General features: G+C 67.8%; 21 protein-coding genes and 1 pseudogene. 10 read left to right on the top strand and 12 right to left on the bottom strand.

The window, feature by feature from the left end:
• Positions 1-5 precede the first annotated feature (5 nt).
• The 4 genes from Q4V64_RS41920 to Q4V64_RS41930 form a co-directional block, all read right to left on the bottom strand.
• Positions 6-950 (bottom strand): ABC transporter permease, encoded by a 945-nt coding sequence (locus tag Q4V64_RS41920; protein WP_124438186.1) that lies wholly within the window; start codon positions 948-950, stop codon positions 6-8.
• A 2-nt stretch (positions 951-952) separates the two neighbouring features.
• Positions 953-2542, bottom strand: a complete 1590-nt coding sequence (locus tag Q4V64_RS41925) for an ABC transporter substrate-binding protein (RefSeq protein ID WP_124438168.1) — start codon at positions 2540-2542, stop codon at positions 953-955.
• A 120-nt stretch (positions 2543-2662) separates the two neighbouring features.
• Entirely contained in the window at positions 2663-2758 is a 96-nt protein-coding gene (locus Q4V64_RS55565) for a putative leader peptide (protein WP_348540821.1), read from the bottom strand.
• A 61-nt stretch (positions 2759-2819) separates the two neighbouring features.
• Positions 2820-4052 (bottom strand): ROK family transcriptional regulator, encoded by a 1233-nt coding sequence (locus tag Q4V64_RS41930; protein WP_124438167.1) that lies wholly within the window; start codon positions 4050-4052, stop codon positions 2820-2822.
• Positions 4053-4384: 332 nt separating this feature from the next.
• Here Q4V64_RS41930 and Q4V64_RS41935 point away from each other — a divergent pair, with 332 nt between their 5' ends.
• Positions 4385-5347 carry a TauD/TfdA family dioxygenase gene (locus tag Q4V64_RS41935; protein ID WP_124438166.1) on the top strand — a complete coding sequence of 321 codons (963 nt, stop codon included), beginning with the start codon at positions 4385-4387 and terminating at the stop codon, positions 5345-5347.
• Between the two features lie 138 nt (positions 5348-5485).
• Here the strand turns inward: Q4V64_RS41935 and Q4V64_RS41940 are convergent, their stop codons facing one another.
• From Q4V64_RS41940 to Q4V64_RS41955, 5 genes are all read right to left on the bottom strand, one after another.
• Positions 5486-6592: an aliphatic sulfonate ABC transporter substrate-binding protein gene (locus Q4V64_RS41940; protein ID WP_124438165.1), complete on the bottom strand. Its 1107-nt coding sequence runs from the start codon at positions 6590-6592 to the stop codon at positions 5486-5488.
• Positions 6593-6758: 166 nt separating this feature from the next.
• Positions 6759-6860 (bottom strand): putative leader peptide, encoded by a 102-nt coding sequence (locus Q4V64_RS55570; RefSeq protein ID WP_348540822.1) that lies wholly within the window; start codon positions 6858-6860, stop codon positions 6759-6761.
• Positions 6861-6999: 139 nt separating this feature from the next.
• Positions 7000-7458: an Rrf2 family transcriptional regulator gene (locus Q4V64_RS41945; RefSeq protein ID WP_124438164.1), complete on the bottom strand. Its 459-nt coding sequence runs from the start codon at positions 7456-7458 to the stop codon at positions 7000-7002.
• A 79-nt stretch (positions 7459-7537) separates the two neighbouring features.
• Positions 7538-8767, bottom strand: coding sequence for an acyl-CoA dehydrogenase family protein (locus tag Q4V64_RS41950; protein ID WP_124438163.1), 1230 nt, complete (start codon positions 8765-8767; stop codon positions 7538-7540).
• A gap of 13 nt (positions 8768-8780) precedes the next feature.
• Positions 8781-9350 (bottom strand): winged helix-turn-helix domain-containing protein, encoded by a 570-nt coding sequence (locus tag Q4V64_RS41955; protein WP_124438162.1) that lies wholly within the window; start codon positions 9348-9350, stop codon positions 8781-8783.
• 403 nt (positions 9351-9753) lie between these two features.
• Here Q4V64_RS41955 and Q4V64_RS41960 point away from each other — a divergent pair, with 403 nt between their 5' ends.
• The gene (locus tag Q4V64_RS41960; RefSeq protein ID WP_253266796.1) at positions 9754-10527 is read left to right on the top strand and encodes a sulfite exporter TauE/SafE family protein; all 774 of its coding nucleotides are present in this window, start codon (positions 9754-9756) and stop codon (positions 10525-10527) included.
• 581 nt (positions 10528-11108) lie between these two features.
• Here Q4V64_RS41960 and Q4V64_RS41965 read toward each other — a convergent pair.
• Positions 11109-12032: an NAD(P)-dependent oxidoreductase gene (locus Q4V64_RS41965; RefSeq protein WP_124438159.1), complete on the bottom strand. Its 924-nt coding sequence runs from the start codon at positions 12030-12032 to the stop codon at positions 11109-11111.
• Positions 12033-12672: 640 nt separating this feature from the next.
• Positions 12673-12903, bottom strand: coding sequence for a transposase (locus Q4V64_RS41970; RefSeq protein WP_253266795.1), 231 nt, complete (start codon positions 12901-12903; stop codon positions 12673-12675).
• A gap of 136 nt (positions 12904-13039) precedes the next feature.
• Here Q4V64_RS41970 and Q4V64_RS41975 point away from each other — a divergent pair, with 136 nt between their 5' ends.
• The 3 genes and pseudogenes from Q4V64_RS41975 to Q4V64_RS41985 all read left to right on the top strand — a co-directional run bounded on the left by Q4V64_RS41975 (position 13040) and on the right by Q4V64_RS41985 (position 15977).
• Complete coding sequence (locus Q4V64_RS41975) at positions 13040-14242, top strand: class I SAM-dependent methyltransferase (RefSeq protein WP_124438157.1); 1203 nt, start codon at positions 13040-13042, stop codon at positions 14240-14242.
• A gap of 213 nt (positions 14243-14455) precedes the next feature.
• Positions 14456-14731, top strand: a pseudogene (locus Q4V64_RS41980) (transposase); the annotation flags it as partial.
• A 52-nt stretch (positions 14732-14783) separates the two neighbouring features.
• Positions 14784-15977 carry a nucleotide disphospho-sugar-binding domain-containing protein gene (locus Q4V64_RS41985; RefSeq protein ID WP_124438156.1) on the top strand — a complete coding sequence of 398 codons (1194 nt, stop codon included), beginning with the start codon at positions 14784-14786 and terminating at the stop codon, positions 15975-15977.
• A 104-nt stretch (positions 15978-16081) separates the two neighbouring features.
• On the opposite strand, the gene Q4V64_RS41990 is transcribed toward Q4V64_RS41985, so the two are convergent.
• Positions 16082-16207, bottom strand: a complete 126-nt coding sequence (locus Q4V64_RS41990) for a hypothetical protein (protein ID WP_301184475.1) — start codon at positions 16205-16207, stop codon at positions 16082-16084.
• A 123-nt stretch (positions 16208-16330) separates the two neighbouring features.
• Here Q4V64_RS41990 and Q4V64_RS41995 point away from each other — a divergent pair, with 123 nt between their 5' ends.
• From Q4V64_RS41995 to Q4V64_RS42015, 5 genes are all read left to right on the top strand, one after another.
• On the top strand, positions 16331-17617 hold the full coding sequence (locus Q4V64_RS41995) for an MFS transporter (RefSeq protein ID WP_172629059.1): 1287 nt from the start codon (positions 16331-16333) through the stop codon (positions 17615-17617).
• A 246-nt stretch (positions 17618-17863) separates the two neighbouring features.
• Positions 17864-18007, top strand: a complete 144-nt coding sequence (locus tag Q4V64_RS42000; protein ID WP_172629058.1) for a hypothetical protein — start codon at positions 17864-17866, stop codon at positions 18005-18007.
• 107 nt (positions 18008-18114) lie between these two features.
• Complete coding sequence (locus Q4V64_RS42005; RefSeq protein WP_124438154.1) at positions 18115-19014, top strand: HEXXH motif-containing putative peptide modification protein; 900 nt, start codon at positions 18115-18117, stop codon at positions 19012-19014.
• Positions 19015-19028: 14 nt separating this feature from the next.
• Positions 19029-19895, top strand: coding sequence for an HEXXH motif-containing putative peptide modification protein (locus Q4V64_RS42010; RefSeq protein ID WP_124438153.1), 867 nt, complete (start codon positions 19029-19031; stop codon positions 19893-19895).
• Positions 19896-19912: 17 nt separating this feature from the next.
• The gene (locus Q4V64_RS42015) at positions 19913-20758 is read left to right on the top strand and encodes an HEXXH motif-containing putative peptide modification protein (protein WP_124438152.1); all 846 of its coding nucleotides are present in this window, start codon (positions 19913-19915) and stop codon (positions 20756-20758) included.
• The last annotated feature ends 12 nt before the right edge of the window (positions 20759-20770 follow it).

Raw genomic sequence — 20770 nt, forward strand, 5'->3', positions numbered from 1 at the left:
GCGGTTCACTCCCACCGGATGCGCGGGTCGAGGAGGGCGTAGACGACGTCCGTCAGCAGTTGGACCACGACGAAGACGGCGACGAGGAGCAGCAACAGGTCCTGTACGACCGGGTAGTCGCGCCGGTTCAGCGCCTGTTCGGCGAGCTGGCCGAGGCCCGGCCAGGCGAAGATCGCCTCCACCAGTACGGCACCGCCGAGGAGCTGGCCGGTCTGCATGCCGAGCAGGGTGACGACGGGCGGCAGGGCGTTCGGCAGGGCGTGCCGCCACAGCAGCCTGCGGGGTGAGACGCCCGCGGCGGTGGCGGTGCGGATATAGTCCTCGCCGAGGGCGCGTTCAAGGCTGTCCCTCAGGTAGCGGCCGAGGACGGCCGCGCTGGGCAGGGCCAGGCACAGCGACGGCAGCAGCAGGTACTGCAGCTCCAGGTCGGGTGCTTCGAGGAGGCCGATCCGGCCGCCGGACGGCAGCACGCCCGCCCCCACCGCGAAGACCAGCACCAGCACCACGCCCGTCACGAACGGCGGCACCGCGAGGGCGGCGGTGGTGAGCGCCCGTACGGCAGCCTGCACGGGGCGTCGCCGCGACGTGGCCCCCAGCACGCCGAGCAGCAGACCGAGGACGACGGTGAGGAACAGAGCGCCGACGGTGAGCTCGGCGGTGGCCGCCAGCCCGTCGCCGATGAGGTCCGCGACCTGGCCCCCGATGGCGTACGACGGGCCGAGATCGCCGCGCACCACATCGCCGATCCAGGTGACGTACTGCGTCAACAAGGGCTGGTTCAGGCCGAGTTGGTGGCGGATCGCGTCGACGCTCCGCTGTGACGCGTCCGGACCTGCGAGGGACTCGGCGGCGTCGCCCGGGACCAGGCGCAGGATGCCGAAGATCAGGAAGGAGGCGAGCAGCAGGACCAGGAGCGCGGACGGGATCTTCTTCAGGAGATAGCCGCGCATCATCAGTCCAGGTAGGCGTTGTCGAGGTTGAGATAGCTGAACGGGGTGAGTTCGGGGCCGTGCAGTTTCTCGGCCGCCACCTGCACCGAGTCCAGGACCGCCAGGTCGATGATGAACGCCTCGTCGAGCAGCACGTCGGAGACCTGCTGGTAGGAAGCGTTCGCCGCGGCCCCGTCGGCCTCCTTGCGCCGCCAGACCTCCTGGACGACCTTCGTGTACTCCGCGGAGCTGAAGTGCGAGGTGTTCTTCGCCTCGTTGAAGGGGTACGCGCTGACGGCCAGCGTCGCGGGCTGCACCTGCGAGAAGCTGTGACTGTTGATCCACAGGGTCGGCATCGTGCCGGTGATCAGCTTCGTCTGGAACGCGGCCGGGTCGGACGGCTCCAGTTCCGTCTTGATGCCGATCTGCTTGAGGTCGTACTGCACGATCTCGGCGATGGCGACGTGCAGCGGGGTGGTCGGGTGGCCCAGCGGCACGGTCTGCTTCGTCGAGAAACCGGAGGACTTCAGCAGCTCGCGGGCCCTGGCCGGGTCGTGCCGGTAGTGGGTGCGGTTCGCCTCGCTGTAGGCGGGCGACGACCTGGGCCAGGGTACGGCGGAGGCGAGGCCGAAGCCGCCGAGGGCTTGCGCGACGACCCGGTCGCGGTCCACCGCCCAGGCGACGGCCTGCCGGAAGTCCTTGTCGTTCGCCGGTGCCTTGGTGACCGTCGCGCCGACGTACACCGCGCCCGAGCCGGTGTCGTACTCCCGGATGCGGAAGGCCGAGTTGTCCTTGACCGTGCTCAGTTGCCTGCCCGGCACCTGGTACGACAGCTGTGCCTGACCGGACCGGAGTGCGGACAGCAGCGCGTCCGGCTGGGTGTAGACGAGGAGTTCGACCTTGTCGAGGTAAGGGCGGCCAGGTATCCAGTACTTGTCGTTGCGGGTCAGGCTCAGGCCGGTTCCCGGGCGCCACTTGACGAACCTGAACGGGCCGGTGCCGTTGAGCTTCGTGCCCTTCACGGCCTCGTCCACCGTGTGCCGGTCAGCGATGATCATGAACTCGAAGAGGTCGAAGAGGTTGCTCACCGGATGCGCGAGCTTGAGGACCACCTCGTGGTCGCCCCGCTTCTCGAAACCGGTCACCGCCTTCGCGGTGGAGGCGAGTTGGGCCGAGCGCTCCGGTTTCAGCAGGTTCCGCACGGCGAAGATGACGTCGTCCGCGGTGAAGGGGCGGCCGTCGTGGTAGGTGACGTCGTCGCGCAGCTTGAGCGTGATGCTCTTCCCGTCGGCGGCGTACGTCCATGAAGTGGCGAGCTCCGGCTGGGGCTTGAGCTCGTCGTCGTAGCGGGTCAGGGTGTTGTAGATCAGCCGGTTCTGCAGCGACACACCGCTCTGCGTGAACAGCAGGGCAGGCGTGAAGTCCTGGTTGATCGCGATGGTGACCGAGCCGCCGCGCCTGGGCCCGCCGGCCGCCTTGTCGTCGGCGGAGACGGCCGAGCGGCAGCCGGTCAGAGCACCACCCGCACCGAGCAGCAGGGCGCCGGCACCGGCGGCGCGGAGGGCGGTACGCCGGGACAGGGGGTCCGGAGGCAGGAGCGAGGGAGTGCTCATGAAGGAGACCTGTTCTTTGCGCTTCGGAAGGAATTAATCGCCGGTACGCGTGGCCACGGCCGGGCAGCGCTCGGCGGGCGGGTACGAAAGGCGAGGGCCGGGGGAGGACCGGCGGGGAAGTCAGTGGTGAGTCAGCGGCCGGACGGCACAGATCGCGCTGGCCTGTCGACAGAGGTCGACGTGCCAGCGGGACACGAGGCGCAGGTCCGGGCTCACGCCGAGCAGAATGACAGCGGTTGTCCGCGAGGGTCAACAGCCGCCCCGCCAGGGCGGCTTGTCAGGCCGACGGCAGCATTGCGGCCGTGTTGCCGAAAGCTTGCAGCGGGCTCTTGAACAGCGGGTTCAGGGCCACCGTGGCGGCGGCCACAAGGAGGGCCGCCGGTCCAGCATGTGGGACCACGATCCGCTCCGGGTCGTCACAGACGTGCGAATGGGCCATCGCTGCCGCCCGGATCTCGTCGAGGTAGTCGCCGTGGAACAGCAGCGACGTCTCGGTGATCACCGCCAGGTCGGGGTTGAGGATGTCGAGCAGCAGCGCCGCGGCCCGGCCGACCGCCCGGGCGCGCTCGCGGAGCAACGCGTCGGCGCGGAGGTCGCCGGCCGCCGCCGCGTCCGCGAGCAGCGGCAGGGACGGCTCCGGGATGATCCCGTCCGCCACCGCGCGCCCGGTGAGCACGCCGTCGGAAGCGGTCGCCTCCAGGCAGCCGATGCGCCCGCACGGGCAGCGCACCGCACTGTCCGGCACCGGCAGATGCGCCACGTCGCCCGCACCCGAACGCGGCCCGCTGTGCACCACACCGGCCACCGCGAGGGCCGCGTCCACCACCTGCCCGACGAACAGGTGCACCAGGGAGCGCCGAGCGGCGGGCTGGCCGAAGAGCAGCTCCGACTGGGCGACCGCGCGGGCGTGGTTGTCGATCCTGACCGGCACCCCGGTGTACCGCTGCAACTCCGCGGCCAGCGGCCGCTGGTGCCAGCCCAGGGCGTCGTGCCGTACGACGGTCCCGGTCTCCGGGTCCACCCAGCCGCCGATGGCCGCACCCACCCCCACCAGCGAGCGGCTCGCCGGGGTGTGCTCGGCGATGAAGCGGGCCAGCGCACGGCCGACGTGGTCGGGGAGTTCGGAGGCGGGGATGCCGTCATGCTCGAAGCGGCTGCGGAAGACGACCTGGCCGCGCAGATCGGTCAGGCCGAAGGCGGAGGCCGGTACGCCGATGTGCACGCCGGCGACCAGAGGCCCGTCCGCACCGCCCGTGTTGAGATCCACGGGGATCTGCGGCCTGCCGACCCCGCTCGCCGCGACCAGCTCCGGCACCTCGCGCACCAGGCCGAGCCGGGCCAGGTCGGTGCACTGCCGGGAGACCGCCGCCGGGCTCAGCGCCGAGAGCCGCGCGATGGCGCTGCGGGCGACCGGACCGTGGTCGAGGACGGCCCGCAGCACCGACGCCGCGTTGGCCTCCCGTCGGCCGTCGCCGGAGGTCCGCGCGGCGGGGGGAACGATGGTCGACATGGCGGTCCTTCCGCGGCTCATGACGGTGCGTGGATCCAACATGCCGTGCGCCCGGGTGCTTTGGCGACCGGAAGTGGCCGGGACCACGCCCGGCTTGTCGGTTGTGTTGCAGGGTCGTGAAGCGGCTCCGGCGAACCTTGACCGGCATGCGCACCGGTGCTCAAGCTCATGGAGGCGGCCACCTCCAACCGTGATCGCCGAGGTGGCGTCTGGCTGCGCCGATTTCATTCCGCTCGGAAAGCAACTAACCGACAAGCATCTGTTCGGCAAGCACCTGTACGACACGCAGCTGACCGACAAGCACCTGCCCGACCTCGCGAAGGGACCTTCCCGTGACCTCTGCCGCGCCCGCCGCGACACCCAGCACCCTCACCGTCGAGAAGATCGGCGGCCGCATCGGCGCCGTGATCTCCGGTCTCCGCCTCGGCGGCGACCTGGACGCGCCCACCGTGGCCGCGATCCGCGCCGCCGTCCTCGAACACAAGGTCGTCTTCTTCCGCGATCAGCAGCATCTCGACGCCGACAGCCACGAGGCGTTCGGCCGCCTGCTCGGCGAGCCCGTCGCCCACCCGACCGTGCCCTCGGTCGACGGCAAATACGCCTTCGCCGTCGACAACGACCACGGCGGCCGTGCCAACCAGTGGCACTCCGACGTCACCTTCGTGCCCGCCTACCCCGCCTTCTCCATCCTGCGCGCCGAGGTCGTCCCGCCCTACGGCGGCAACACCCTGTGGGCCAACACGGCCGCCGCGTACGCCGAACTCCCCGACGCCCTCAAGCTGCTCGCCGAGAACCTGCGCGCCGAGCACACCAACGACTACGACTACGCGGCCGTACGCCCCGAGGCGGCCTCCACCGAACTCAAGCGGTTCCGCACGGTGTTCACCTCCACCAAGTTCCGCACCGAGCACCCGGTGGTGCGCGTCCACCCCGAGACCGGCGAACGCACCCTGCTCCTGGGCAACTTCGTCAAGCGCCTGGCCGGCCTGCGCGGCACCGACTCGCGCGCGATCATCGGCGTTCTCCAGTCGCACGTCGAGCGCCCGGAGAACACTGTCCGCTGGCACTGGCGCGCCGGTGACGTCGCCCTCTGGGACAACCGGGCCACCCAGCACTACGGCGTCGACGACTCCGACGCCCACATCCGCACCCTGCGCCGCGTGACCATCGACGGCGACATCCCGGTCGGCGTGGACGGCCGCCGCTCCACCCTTCTGGAGCCCACGTCGGTGCCCGACCCGTCGTACGGGATCGCCTCCGGCGCCTCCACCGACGGTGCGCTCCCGGAGGCATGACAGGACTCGCGCAGGGGCATGCGGTGTGGTCGGTCAGGCGGGAGTCAGGCGGCAGGCCCCCAGGAGGGTGACGAACTCGCCCGGTGCGACATCGTCGTCGGCATGGTCGTCACCTCCTGGGCACTCGTCCGGTGGTCGTTACTCGGCGCCGAGACCGGCGTCGTCGACCGCGTTCTTGCCCTCGGCCTTGAGGACCTTGTTGAGCGGTGCGAGGTCGTAGATGCCCTTCAGGTCGGGCTTCTCCAGCAGGCCGGCCTTGACCGCGTGCTCGGCCTGGGTGTTGAGGGTGGAGGCCAGCGGGTCGTCGAGGAAGGTGATGGACTTCCACGCCGGATCGATGACGTCGGCGGGCAACGCCTTGCCCGACAGCTCCTCCAGCGCCGCGTTGGCGGACGCCTTCGCCTTGTCCGGGTTGGCGTTGATCCACTCGTTGGTCTTCACCGAGCCGCGCAGCACGGCCTCGACGACGTCAGGGTGTGCCTTCAGGAACTTCTGCGACACGATGATGTTCGTGATCACGAACTTCTTGTCCGGCCACAGCGTCGACTCGTCCAGCAGTACCTTGCCGCCCTCGGCGACCAGCTTGGACGCGGTCGGCTCCGGCACCCAGGCGCCGTCGATGGAACCGGACTTGTAGGCATCCGGGGTGACCTTGTTGTCCGTGCGGACAACCGAGACGTCGCCCCTGCCGCTCTCCGCGTCGACCTTCCAGCCCTGGTCCGCGATCCAGTTGAGGAACGCGACGTCCTGGGTGTTGCCGAGCTGCGGTGTGGCGATCTTCTTGCCCTTGAGATCGTCCACCGACTTGATCTTGTCCGGGTTGACGACGAGCTTCACGCCGCCGGACGCCGAACCGCCGATGATCCGCAGGTTCTTGCCGTCCGACTTGGCGTAACCGTTGATGGCGGGGGAGGGGCCGATCCAGCCGATGTCGATGGAGCCGGCGTTCAGCGCCTCGATCTCGGAGGGGCCGGCGTTGAAGGTCGAGGGCTTGATCGTGGTGCCGCCGAGCTCCTTCTGGATCAGGCCCTCCTGAATGCCCACCAGAGCGGTGGCGTGCGTGAGGTTGGGGAAGTAGCCGATCTTCACCTGGTCGGCGGAGAGTTTCTTGGCGCCCGCCGCGACCGCGGTCTGCTTGCCGTCGTCGGTGGACTTCGAGCCGTAGCCGCAGGCGGTGAGCAGGAGGGGGAGCGTGGCTATGACGGCGATGGTGCGCAGGGTGGTGAGCGGTCTTGCGGCAGACACGGAGGTGTCCTCTCAGGGGATGGGTGATCGGGGAGGTACGCACATGCGAGGCGACTGCTCGTGGGCAGTCGAAGGTGTCCGATCCGCCGACGGAGGCGGAGCGGACGGGGAGACAGCGCTGTTCCTGGAGAGAGCCAGGTTCTGTGGCGTCAGAGTTTCTGTGGCGTCAGAGGGGCCGACAGATGGCACTGGACGTACGGCCGAGGTCGATGTGACGACGTGAGGTCAGGAGGGGCAGCATCCGGCCTGTACGGTCGAGCGTTTTCATGGCCACCCCCACAGATCCCTAGTTTTCCTACCTGGCTGGTAGGGATCGTGGCAGAAGGCGGCGCCTACACCAAGAGGGCGTTCGTATGTTGGGCACCGCTGTCTCGCTGAATGAGATCAGCTGTGAGTCGCCCAGCGTGTCAGGGGTTTACCCAGGCGCCCGGAGCGTTCGTCAACGCGGAAACGTCGGCGGGCAGTTGGGCCGATGCGACGTCGGCCAGCGACACGCCCTCGAGGATCTCGCGCACGTTGCACCGCAGCGCGATCCACAAGGGGAGCAGCGACTCGGCGGGGCCGGTGTAGGACAGCTCCGGGGGGCGCACCCCGCGCACCGACACCAGCGGCCCGTCCACGGTGCGTATGACGTCGGCGATGCTGATGGACTCGGCGGGCTTGGCCAGCCGGTAGCCGCCGTTGCCGCCGCGCTGGCTGAGGACGAGACCGCCACGGCGCATGTCGTTGAGGATGCTTTCGAGGAATTTGTGCGGGATGCCCTGGGCGTCGGCGATGGCCTCGGCCTTCAGTGGCCCGTCGTCCCGTGACGCGGCGAGCTGCAGCGCGGCACGTACCGCGTAGTCCGCCCTGGCTGAGATCCGCATGTGCGCATTATCCCGTACTGCTTCGGTCGGATGTCTTCTGCCCGGCGGCCGAGGTGCTCAGCCCTCCAGGGCCTCTCGGTCAGACAGGCAGGACGAACGGAGGGTGGGCACCGTTGAGGAAGTAGTCCCCGACGTCGCGGAGTCGATGGGCGACGGGCTCGTACAAGGTGTGGGTCCGGGCATTGCGCCAGAAGCGGTCGAAGCCGAGCCGGGAGGACGTGGAGCGGGCGCCGATGATGTCGAGGGCGCGGGTGGTGGACTCCTGCGCGGCCCTGGAGGCGGCGGCCTCGGCCATGGCCACGAGGACGGAGATGTCCGCGTACTCCTCGTAGGTGAGGTCTTCTCCGCGCGCCAGGCCGCCGCGCACGGCTTCCAGCGCTTGGTCGGTGAGTGCGGAGGCGGAGCGGGTGAGGACGGTGAGTTCTCCGTAGGCGGTCAGCACCTGCGGATCCTCGGGAGAGCCGGCCGGCCGGGCGGGATGCCAGGGCGATTGGCCGGCCCTGCTGTACTCACGCGCTTCGGCGAGCACTCCCTCGGCCATGCCGAGCAGGAGATGGACGGAGAGGAGACGTCCGACCGGCGATGTGAGGGCAGTCAGGGGTGACAGGACATCCTCGTCCGCGGACAGGGAGCCGAGTACGTCGTCGGCGGCGACCGGCACGGCGTCGAACTCCACGCTGCCGCCGGCCGCGAGCCGCTGGCCGAAGGTGTCGGTGTCGCCGTCGATTCGCACGCCGTGATGGGCGGGATCGACGACGACGGCGAGTGGTTCGCCGGTGTCGGCTCGTACGGCCCGCACCGCGAGGCGGTCGGCGACCAGGACCCCCGTGGCGTAGCTCTGCCGACCGCCGAGCACATGGCCACGGGCTTTCCTGGCCAGCGACAGAGGCGGTTCCTGACGGGCGAAACCACCACCCCAGCACCACTGCTCCGTCGCGGACTTCCGCTCGGCCTGAGCGGCGAGGGCGGGCTCGGTGAAGAACCGCGCGCTCCACGACAGGAAGTAGTGACAGCCGAGCAGCTGACCGATCGCGCCGTCGGCGGCGGCGATCTCCCGGACGACCGCGTAGGCCGTGGGCCAGTCCGCCCCGCCACCCCCGAGCTCGGCCGGTATGAGGAGCGTCAGCAGTCCCGCTTCACGTAGCCGGGACACCTCGTCGAACGGGACCTTGCCTGCCTGCTCCCTGGCCGCCGCGTCCGTGGCCAGGTCGTCCGCCGTCTCGCCGGCCACGCGCAGCCAGTGCGCACGGCCGGGCCCGGTCCGGTCGGATTCCGAGGCGGGTCCGGACGGCGCGGTGGCAACGCCCATGGTGGTGGTCTCCTCAAGGTCGGTGGCAGGGTGAGGGGTTGGGACTCTCTTGCCGGTCGGGCACGTACTTGTAGCCCACGCGCCGTACGGTGACGATCCGGCGGCGGTGATCCGTGCCCAGCTTGCGGCGCAGCCGCGCGATGTGGACATCCACGGTGCGGCCGTCGCCGATGTGGTCGTAGCCCCAGATGCCGCCCATCAACTGCTCCCTCGAATGCACCTGGTGGGGATGCAGAACGAGATGGGCCAGCAGCCCGAACTCCAGGTAGGTGAGGTCGAGTTCGCGTCCGTCCACTTCCGCGACATGTCGCGCGGGGTCGATGCGGATGACGCCGTCTCCCGTCTGTCGCGGGGGAGGTGAGTCCGTGTAGGCGACCGGTCGGATCTCCGGCCGTGTCACGTCCTTGGCGAAGAGCTGGGCGGGATCGGTGCCCTCGGGGACGAGCAGGAGGTAGCCGACAAGGGGTGCGGAACCGTTTCCCTCGTCGCCTTCCCGCGCGGTGCCGTCCACGAGGCGGAGATGGCGCATGTCGGGGAGCGGCGAATCCGATGGAGTGGCCTGGGCCGGAAGTGCCGTGGTCATGGCGGTCGTCCTTCAGAAGTACGTCGGCGTCAGGCGCCGGCGGGTGGGTTCGCCTGATCGCCTGGGATGGGAGAGAAGGAGCGGAGCGGCACGCGCAACGTGTGAGCCGCGTGCCCTACACGCGACAGCAGGCGGCGCTGACGACGTGACCAAAGTCGACATGCCGACGACGAACGAGTCGCTGCTGCGTGTGGGACATGTGCATCATCCTGCGCACCAACGGGGAGGGCCGTCAATGCTTTCCTAGTAAATCGATGGGAAATGTAGGGAGTGGCGACTCGCCCAGGACCACCGGCCGATGCCGGACGGGACTTGGGATGCACGCCACCGGCACCCCGCACGCCCTCCTCGTCAGGGTGCGGTGGCGATACTGGGCGCATGTCCGAACGATCGGGGGACTGAAGTGGCGGGGCCGACGGAACTGTACGGTCTGGCCGTCGGCCTGACGATCGCCGTGGTGACCGCGCCCGTGGGGGTCTCGGGGGCGGTGTTCCTGCTGCCCGTGCAGCTGAGCGTGTTCGGCGTGCCCAGCCCGGCGATCACCCCTACCAACCTGCTGTACAACGTGGTGGCCGGGCCTGGCGCCCTGCTGCGCTACCGCCGTGCGGGCCTACTGAACAGCCCGCTGACCCGGCGCTTGGTGATCGGCACCCTGCCCGGCGTGGTCATCGGCGCGGTGGTGCGGGTCTTCGCCGTCCCCGGAGCCACCGTCTTTCGTCTCCTGGTCGCCGGACTGCTGATGCCGCTGGGCCTGTGGCTGATCCTCCGCACCCTCCGGCCCGAGCGGCCCGCCGCGGCGGCGGTGCCCTCCCCTCGCACCATCACCGGCCTGGCTCTGGCCGTCGGGATCGTCGGCGGCATCTACGGAATCGGCGGCGGCTCCATCCTCGGCCCCGTCCTGGTCGGCCGAGGCATGCCCGTGAGCCAGGTCGCCCCCGCCGCACTCGCCTCCACGTTCGCCACTTCCGTGACCGGTGCCGCGGCCTTCGCACTGCTGTCCCTGACCGGCTCCGGTGACGTTGCCCCCGACTGGTCCCTCGGGCTGGCCTGCGGCTTGGGCGGGCTGATCGGCGGTTACCTTGGGGCACACCTGCAGCCCCGTCTGCCCGAGAACGCCCTGCGCCTGCTGCTCGGCGCCCTGGCCGCTGCCTTCGGGGCCCTCTACGCCGTTCAGTGAGACCGGCGACCACGACGAGGCCGCTGCAACCCGCCACATCGCACCCCTGAGGTCCGGCGGCTCCGTCCCCGGAATCGTCGAGGCCGATGACCTGGGCACGTACGTCGTGAAGTTGACCACCAGGTGGCGTTGACCTGCGCGGATTCTCCCCAGAGGTGGCCGTGCTACGGGGCAGTGGCGACAGGGCAACCAGTCGGTCTCAGGCGCTGCCGTGGGCGCGCTGAGTGACTGGCGCAGGTAGGGCAGAGCTCTGCCGGCAGGTTCTTCGTCTGCTGGTGGTGCACGAGGTGCGCGTCGCTGACCAGTGCAAATCGTGCGTCTTTCTTGATCACGACGTCACACAGGCCCTAGGGCCCTTCTGATGGATCTCCGCAGCGTCGCGACGCCCGGCACGCTCCCCCACTGCCTTAAAGGCGTGGGAGGTGCCCCCACTCGCCGCACCGGACAAAAGCCCTAGTAGCTCCTCCCCCACGCTCGGCTTCGCTCGCGCGGGGGGACCCCCATCGAGGGCTTCCGCCCGGCACGCCGAGAGCACGCACCGAACGCCGCTCCTTCTCCCACGGAGATCCATCAGAAGGGCCCTAGCCCACTCCGGCGTCTCGCCGCGCGTCATCGGCTGCGTCGGGTTCTGCCGGCGCCGCGGTCCGGCGTGCTGACAGATACTCGGCGAGCGCTACGCGCCACGGACGGCTGTGCCGCAGCGCGGGTTCTGGCAGCGTGCAGACAAGCGGCGTGTACAGCGGGCGACTGGCGGTCGTGAACGTCTGTTCCTGAGTTGGCGATACACGGTCGCCGAAGCCCTCCTCAGCCAGGGCTGCCCGGCACAGGTCGTACCACGAGGCGATGCCCTGGCCGACCGCATGATAGGTACCGCTCCCAGCCCCGCTGAGCAGTAGTTCCAGTACTATCGCGGCCAGATCCATCGTGTAGGTGGGCGAGGTGATGACGTTGCTGACCACGGTCAGTTCTTCGCCGGCTGCCGCCCGGTCAAGCGCGCGATCGACGAAGCTGTGCCGCGCCCGCGGGCTGCGCGGCGGCGGGCCGAACAGGCACGACGTGCGCACGACGAGGTGGCGATCCGATCCCAGCCTTGTCTCATGCTCGCCTGCCAGCTTGGTGATGCCGTAGGTCAGCAGGGGGCGGGGGAGCATTCCCGGCTGATACGGAACGGTCGCGGTGCCGTCGAAGACGAAGTCGGTGGACACGTACACGGGAATCGCGCCAACGCGCGCGCACGCCCGGCTGATCCAGCGGGGGCCAAGCGCGTTGACGGCGTAGGCCTCCGTCGGCACGTCGTCGCAGCGGTCGGCCGGCATCAGCGCCGCCGTGTTGATGACCGCGTCCGGCCTGCCGTCCTGGATGACGGCATCCACCTGATCGGGACGGGTGACGTCGAGGTCTTGGTGCCCGAGGGCGGTGAGCTCCCGAACCTGCGGATGCTTCGTAGCCGCCTCTCGCATTGCGGTGCCTAACAAGCCGTCAGCGCCGATCAGCATCACCCGCATCAGACGACCCCGTCCGCGCGCCGCATTCCTCGGTTCAACCAGCCGACACTTGCGCGGGCCGCCGCGCCATTATCTGGATTATCCAGCACTACCTCTCCCGGAGCTGGCCGTTAATACTCAGACGTAAACGAAATTCTGCGGCGTGGCAGTTAATCTTCCTACCCCTATTAGCCCCCTGTCAGCGACCGCGGAACCCCTAGCGGTGGTTTGTCGGACCAGGGAGTAGGGGTTGAGGTGCCGGCCTCTGCCGACCGTGCCGAGCAGGGCTTGCAGTTCGGTGGGCGGGGGCTGTCGGACCATGGCAGCCACCAGCGTGGTAGCGCGATGTGGGCCCCTTCTCCGGCCGCCCGGGTAGGTCGGCCTCGGTGGCGGGGTCGGGCAGCGGTGCCTGGTGGGGTTGGCTGGTCCAGGTGTCCCAGCAGAAGGAGAACGCGCGGTTGGGTCCCGTCTGGCCCTCACCGGCCCGGGCTGGGCGTCGGCGGCCCATCAGGTGGTGTGCTCGTCGCGGAAGGCGCGGGTCACCGGTGTCCAGCCGCCCGGAGTGTCCGGTCCGTGCCAGGCCAGTGCGCGGGCGGCGTCCTGCGGGGGTGTACGCCTGATCGCCGTAGGCCCAGGCGCCCCTGGCGGCGTTCGAGGGCCATCACGAACGGCCCGGGGCGGCCCGGCGGCTGGCCTGGTTCCTGATCCAGGCGGGGATGTGCAGCGGGTAGTGCAGGCGCTCGTCGGCCCACAGCATGATGACGGTGATCACGCCGTTGCGAGCCTTGCCCAGCCGGCCCAGCCACTGCCGCCCCACGTGCGCGGTGGCCTTGCCGTCCTTCCGGTCGCACCCCCCCAGCCAGCCAAATACCCCGCACCAACCCGAAGCCAACAAACCACCACCAGAGATCTCTCCGGGTTTAAGGCAGCTTTCAGTGGCGATGCTGCAGTGTGAAGTCCGATCACCGACCAGATCCTGGAGGTTTGCCGTGGTAGACATACAGCCCTGGGGATATACAGAGGACTTAGTGGCCGTAACCGGTGGCTGGGCAAAAGATCTCGACCGGCTAATCGCCACTGCGGGTTCCGCAGTACTCGCCGACTTACTGGCCGCCGAGATTCAGCACCGCCTTGCCGCGCCGCACGGCGCGGCCGGGACGGCCGTCAGCCTCACCATCTCGCACGGCAACTGCCAGTACGCCTACCAGGTCATGTTCAAGGAGGACCAAGCGGCCGTCACTGCCGGCCCCTCGGCCGAGCCGGTTGCGACCATCAGCTATGACCTGACCGATCTAATCCGCCTGCTGTACGCACCGCACCCTGGATACGCTTCCACCAGCCGGGAGGTTGACGCCAAGACCTGGCCGTGGCCGGAACCCGCCGACGGGGCCACCGGGGACCAGTTCCAGGAAATGGTCCGCCGCGGCGAAGCCACCCGCGAGGAGCTTTCCCGCCTCGGCCGCGAGCGACTTGGCCTCATCGCCAAGGCCGTCCACGCCGTCATCGCCGCCTGCGAAGTCTCCGCGTGCCCGCTTTCCGACCTGGCTGTGCAGTACGGCTCGGACAAGTGGGGCTCCCTGCATTGGTACACGCAGCACTACCAGCGGCACTTCGCCGACGTGCGGTATGACCCGATCCGAATTCTGGAAATCGGGATCGGCGGGTACGGTCATGATTCAATCGGCGGCGGATCGCTTTACATGTGGCAGCAGTTCTTTCCCAGGGCCCTGGTCTATGGTCTGGACATCTATCCCAAGCCCGCCGTCACGGGACCGCGCATTCGCACCATCGTGGGCGACCAGAACGACCCAGCCTTCCTCGCCGAGCTTGCGGCCGACGCCGGTCCCTTCGACATCATCATCGATGACGGCAGCCACATCAACGAGCACATTTCCACCAGCTTTACCCACCTGTTCCCGCACGTTCGCCCGGGGGGCTGGTACGTCATCGAGGATCTGCACACCGCGTACTGGCCCGCATTCGGCGGCAATGCCCTTCCCGGGGCCGCCGGCACCTCCGTCGCCCTACTCAAGGAGCAGCTTGACCGGCTGCACCACGAAGAGTATCTCGATGCCGGCCACCCCGACCTCACGAACCCGTCTCACCCGTCTGAAGTGCTCATGTACCACAACATCGCGTTTCTCCGGAAAGGCAATAACCGCGAGGCAGGTATCCCCGCCTGGATCAAGAACCAGGCCAGCCGCCGGGCCGCCCCGGGCAGCAGCCACTGAACGCGGCAGAGCCCTGACTCGACATGATGAAGGAGATCACGTGGCCGATTGACCGCTCCGGACCCTGGTCGGGTGTGCGCCCGCCGAGAATGTCATCCATGCAGCTCACGGGCTTGTTGGGTGCTGCGGCAGGATGAGCACTCGTCGTGCTGCTTCGTCTCGCCTGCCTGACCGTCACCAACGCGTTCACCGCACTCCGGCTACTAACCATGAGCGACCGCGCTGGACCTGCTGGCATGGATGCCGATGCTCGCCCTGACCGCCCCCGCCCGGCGGTGGGAACCCAAACGCCTGCGGCTGGGGCTGTTCTCCGCCGCCGCCCAGTTCGTCACCACCGGCCGACGCCGCATCCTCCGCCTCGCCACCCACTGGCCCTGGGCCAATCCGACAGGCCATCACAAAAGATCGAGGCTACCACTGGGGCCGATAGGGGTTCAGTATCGACCGGGTCATTCCTATGCTGATGCCCGACAGGGCTTATCCCGGTAATCTGAATTACCGTCAACGGAAACTCTCGCCTCCTGAAAGGAATCCGAATTCCATGAGATTCTTGTTCATCGCCGGCGGAACTCCCTCATCCGTCTTCGCCCTGACCCCGCTCGCAACAGCCGCGCGCGATGCGGGACATGAGGTCCTCATGGCCGCCGTTGAGTCGGTAATGGATGACATAGCGGCCGTCGGAATTCCCGGGGTCCCCGTCGCCACGGAGATTCTGGCTCAGTTAATGCACTTCGATGACTCGGGGAATGTCATAAAAGTACCCCGAGAGCCGCGTGAACTCATGCTGCATGTAGGCCGGTCCTACGCCAAGATGGCCGCCGCGGAGCTCGACGGGCTGCTGGACTTGACGCGGGACTGGCTACCTGACGTGGTTGTCGGCGGCACGATGTCCTACGCCGCCGGACTGGTCGCCGCCCAGCTCGAGGTCCCCTATGTACGCCAAACCTGGGACATAGCCCCGCACGGAGACACCGACGAGGGCGCCGAGGAAGTGCTCCAGCCCCAGCTGAAGCGCCTGGGGCTGGCGGGACTGCCGAGCCCCGCCCTCCACATCGAGATCTGCCCGCCGTCTCTGCAGCCGCTGCTGCCACCGTTGGGCACTACCGCCGCGCAGCCGATGCGCTGGATCTCGGCCAACCGCCAGCGCCGCCTTGAGAAGTGGATGTACACCCGCCCCACAGGGCGTCGGCGCGTACTGCTCACTTCGGGAACGCGCGCCCAACTGATCCACGAACCCATCGGGCCCGTAGGGCCACTGTGGCCTCTGCGGAGCCTGGTGAAACAGCTTGACTTGGCGGGTGTCGAAGTACTGATAGCGGCACCCGAACGAGCCGCCGAACAGCTCGGTGCGGAGCTCGACGGTGTCCGCATCGGCTGGATGCCGTTGGATGTGGTGGCACCCACCTGCGACCTGATCATGCATCACGGAGGCGGGATCACCTCGATGACCGTGATGAGCGCAGGAGTCCCGCAGCTGATCACTCCGGAAGCCGCTTACGGGGAGATCATCGGGCAGGTGCTGTCAGACTTCGGCTGCGGTCGCATGCTGATGCCGGAACAGCTGGCCCCGGGGCAGGACCCGGCCGAGGCGATCGCCGCGTGTTGCGGCGAGATCCTCGCCAACCCGATGTACGCGCAGCAAGCGCGGGTCCTCGCCGATGAAATTGCCGGGCTTCCGACGCCCCCCGAGGTGGTGCGGTTGCTGGCGCGCTTACCGGAGCGCTCGGCGCGCTGAGCTCAACGGACCACGGTCGGGTGGCCCGGGGGAATCTCGCCCCGGGGCTCCCACGGAACGGAGCGTGACAGTCTGCCGTCACTCCGCTCTTCTCATCGAGTCAGTCAGAACGCGCGGACCCAGGCGCGGTCCCGCTCCTGCACGGTGGCCGGAGACCGGGAAGTACTGGCGGCCATCGTGTTCGTCGCCACGTCGGTCGGAACGTTCCTCACCAGTACGATGCCTGTCATGCATCACCTCTGTGACTGACCAGCGATCGTTCCGTGGCCCTCCGCAGGCCACGGGGCACACACGACGTCATTCCGTCGTTCGTCCCGGTCATCGTTCGGGACGTCACACTGCTGGAGTCACTGGTGCTCTTCGCTCGACGCCGCCCTCACGGAAACCTTGTCGCTCTCCTGCGTGACAACGCCGACTTCCGACGCCTCTTCTGTGCTTCCGCTCTCAGCCTGACCGGTGACTGGTTCACTTTCGTCGCCCTCAGCAGCTTCGTCTACCGCCATACGGGCTCGGCGGGCTGGACAGCGCTGCTGTTCGCCGTCAACTCCCTCCCCGGAGTTGTGCTGCTGCCGCTGATCGGTCCGCTCACCGACAGGTTCGACCGGCAACGCTTGCGCATCGCGTGTGATCTGAGCGCGGTCATTCCGGTCGCCGGCCTGCTGGTCGCCTTTCACACCCAGTCCGTCCCACTGGCCCTCGGCTGCCTGGCAGGGCTGTCCATCGCCGCCGCCATCGCGAGCCCCATCCCCGAGGCCGCACTGCCGAACCTCGTCACCTCCCGTGAGCTCCCGCTGGCACAGACCGCGCTCGGGAGCCTGTACTCAGCGGGCCTGCTGTTGGGAGCCGGCCTGGGAGGCGTGGTCTCGGCGGCATGGGGTGCCTCGGCCACCCTCGTCATCGACGGTGCGTCCTTCGCCATCTCCGCCCTCCTCATCGCGAGGATCAGGCAGCCGCTCTCCAAGGCGATGACGACTCGCCGGATCCGAATGCGGGCCGATACGGCCGAACTCTGGACCTTCGTACGGTCCACCCCGGTAGTGTCCGCCTTCCTGTGGCTGACCGTGGGACTGCGCCTCTGCTACGGCATGGTCGGCCTGTTGCCTGTTTACGCCCTGGACCGCTTCCACGTCGGCGACGCCGGCGTCGGGGTCCTGTATCTGGCACAAGGACTCGGCGCCGTACTCGGTCCCTTCCTCGGCCGACGGCTCGTCGCCGGATCAATGCGCCGGAGACTGCACACAGCCGGAGCCGCCCTGGCGCTCTTCGGGTTCGGCTATCTCGCCCTGGCCCAGGTCACAGCCCTCGGTCCCGGCATGGCCGCAGCACTGATCGGCCACATCGGAGTGGGCGCGTGCGCCATCCTCGCAATCAACGGCCTTCAGCTCGCGACACCCGACCACATCCGCGGCCGTGTCATGGTTCTCGTCTTCGGCCTCTCCTCCGCTCTCCAGGGTGTGTCGTCTCTCGCGGTGGCACCTCTGGCCGCGTCCATCGGCATGCCCGACACCACCCGGTTTCTGGCAGGGCTCGCCGTTGTCTACGCGGCCATCTGGGCGATCGGTGTAACACGCACGGAGATGGCGCGAAAGACCCTCGAACCGGACACGACCCACGAGGACGCTCCCGACCTCACGCACTGACCCTGTCAAGAACTGCTCACCTGCGCTCTCGCGGAGCGGCCCGGCAACCGTGAGCGGAAGCGGCGGTTTCTCTTTCGTTTCCGGCCTGGCGTGTGACCAGCGCATAGGCACTCTGCGTCACTACCTGGATTCGTCTTATAACCGCGCTTTGATCGCCCTCCCTCGCCGGGAAGGGTTGAAGCGGCAACGAGCGTCCGGACGCTCGGTGTCGCACCGCAACGACCAGCCCCGAAGGGAGTGAATACAGTGGACGACCTCCTCCAGAAGATCGCCGCGACGATCACGAACGAGGACATCACGCAGGCGCAGGAGTCCTCCGCCGCGATGAGCGAGACGAGCGGCGACGCCAAGAAGTACCGGCTGCAGATGTTCGCCGCCGACCAGGGCTGAGCCCGAGCTGGCCGCCGCCGCAGGGAAGATCCACTCAGAACCCCTGCTGCGGCGGTCCGCGACCGCCCCCTCAACAGCCGCTGCCGCCGATGAGGCGAGGAGAAGCCATGCTGCATCTGTTCGGAGCTGAAGAAAATCTGAGGACGATCACCGCACTCGCCTTCCCCTTCATAGGCAAGGTAGAGGCCGTTACATTTCCTGTCCTCAAAGAGGCGTACCGATCTTTCCTCCGCAGTGTGCAGCCCAGCGTCCCGTCCGAAACCGGTGACGGGCCTGCTTACATCCAGGAGACGTATCGCACCCGGGAGTATCTGGGCATCTTCAGCGCGGACTCGGCCTTGACCGACACCCGCTACCAGTTCGGAACAGTGAACGAATCCTCTGCGGCGATAGAAATAGACGCGCAGAAGGCGCTGGCCTGGACCCAAGAACGCGCGGACTCTGTCGCTCGGCGAGACGAGGCCTTCGCCGCACTCTTCCCACTGGCCATGAACGCGGTCTTCCAAGCGCCCAGCGGGATAGCCAGCGGAGGCACCACCAGCGCCGCACTCGGTGTCCTGTGGGTCGACCCGAGGGACTCGTGGGACGACCGAGACCTCGAAGAGTTCTTGATACATGAGCTGAACCACACGCTGATCTTCCTGGACGAGTGTCGATTCGGACTCTTCACGTCCTACCCGGAACTCCTCAAACAGGAGAACTGGGTTACGTCCGCGATCCGCAAGACAGTCCGTCCCCTGGACAAGGCGTACCACAGCGCGATTGTCGCTGCGGACGTCCTGCTTGCGCGCGAAGAAATTCTCGGGCACCCGGACTCTGCGATACTTCACCCTCTCTCGCCGGCCATGGCGCAGGGAGCGATGGAGGCTGTCCGGGACATCAGCCTTCCGCCCACGCGAGATCTCCTCACTCCGCACGCACTGGAAACCCTGGACCGCTGCCGACAAGAAGTGGAGCGCCTGACCCGGAAGAACGGTTGGCCCGTGACCGTCCCGGCCGGCGACTGAGGAGCTGATCAGGCGTGTATTTCCTCGGAGGCGCTGCCACCAACCTCCAAACGCTCATGGTGCTCGCCCAGCCTCACCTGCCAGAGGGTGAACCGCTCACCGAGAGGACCGTCGCACGGGCCTACCGCGACTACCTTGCCGACCTTCAGCCGGACGTACCCAGCACCCCCACCGCCGAGACCTTCCTGGTGCGCGACGAATCCCAGTCGCAATTTCTGGCCGAACTGTTCGGCCTGCAGAGGAGCCCGGCGGAAAATCAGGAATACGCGATAGCGGAAAAAACATCTATGGATGACGGGAAGGCTGCTTTCTTCGAGGAGGGACTGAAGCGGCTCGCCCAGTATGACACCGAACTTTCCGCGCTCTTCCAGATGGCTGTGAAGTCGGTTTTCTCCACTCCGGCCAGCTCCATCCCCGGCAGCATGACAGTACGCGCCGCACTCGGCGTTGTGTGGGTATACCCGCTCGCAACCTGGGCTACTGAGGACCTGATCGAGGCGTACGTACACGAACTCACCCACACGCTCGTCATGCTCGACGAGCGCCGGTTCACCCACTACCCGCACTACGATGAACTGGACCGCGAAGAGAATCTCGTGAACTCCGCGATCAGGAACGAGAAACGCTCGCTCTTCGCCTCCGTACACAGTGTCTTCGTGGCGAATGAACTACTTCAGCTGCGAGAAGCCCATCACGGTCACCGCATGGAGTTTCGCATACATCCTCCATCGCGGAACATGCGTGAAAAATCGCTTACGGCTCTCGAATCCGTTCTCGCACTCCCGAACATCAATCGCCTTGCCAGCCCTCGGCTCCGGGAAATGCTCGAAAAAACGGGAAAGCAGCTGGACGCTATTCGTCCTGGTGCACTGAGCTCCTGACCGAGAGAAGGTGGACAATGTTTTTTCTCCGTGGTCCCGAAGAAGGGCTCCAGGACGTCGTCACGCTCTCCGCTCCCTACCTCGACCGCCGCAGCGTCTCGCTTCCCGCGGTCAAGGCCGCTTACCAGGCGTACCTTGCCGTCCAGCAGCCCAAGGTTCCATCGAAAACCGTTGAGCACACCGAATTCGTCCGCGACGGATCAAGGCGGACGGAGTTGAGCAGCTGGTTCCGCAGTCCTGACGCACCGGACATGGCGGGGGTGCCGGAAGACTCTTCGGCGGTGGAACGGGCCATGGATCGAGTCGAGGAGGGATTCCGCGTCCTGTGCGGGAGCGAGCCGGAACTCGCCCCGCTGTTTGATCTCGTGGTCAACCAGGTGTTCGTCATGACGCTTCCGCAGGAGCCGGGCAGCGGTTCCTCCTTCGACGGGGTCGGGCTCGTCTACATCAACCCGCTGCCCGAGTGGAGCACACAGGACGTCATCGAATGCCTGGTCCACGAGTTCGCCCACACTCTCCTCTACCTGGACGCCCTACGGCACACGCACCACCCTGACTATCGCCTGCTCGACATGCCGGAGAATGAGGCGGAGACCGCGATCACCGGGCGACGTCGGTCGATCTTCTTCGCATTCCAGAGTTTCCTCATCGCGGCCGAGATCCTCACTGTGCGACACCGTCATCCCGAGATCTGCCCCGGCGTAGGCATACATGGGTCCACTCCCGAGATCCTGGCCACCGCGAAGAGGACGTACGACCGTTGCATGGCGCATCCGAACCTCGACGCTCTCGCAACACCTCGACTCAAGACCCTTCTCAGCGACGCTCGCGCCCGCATGCAGGAGATCGAGCAGAGCATGTAGCCGAAACCCGAG

The organism is Streptomyces sp. NL15-2K, assembly GCF_030551255.1.
Lineage (GTDB): Bacteria > Actinomycetota > Actinomycetes > Streptomycetales > Streptomycetaceae > Streptomyces.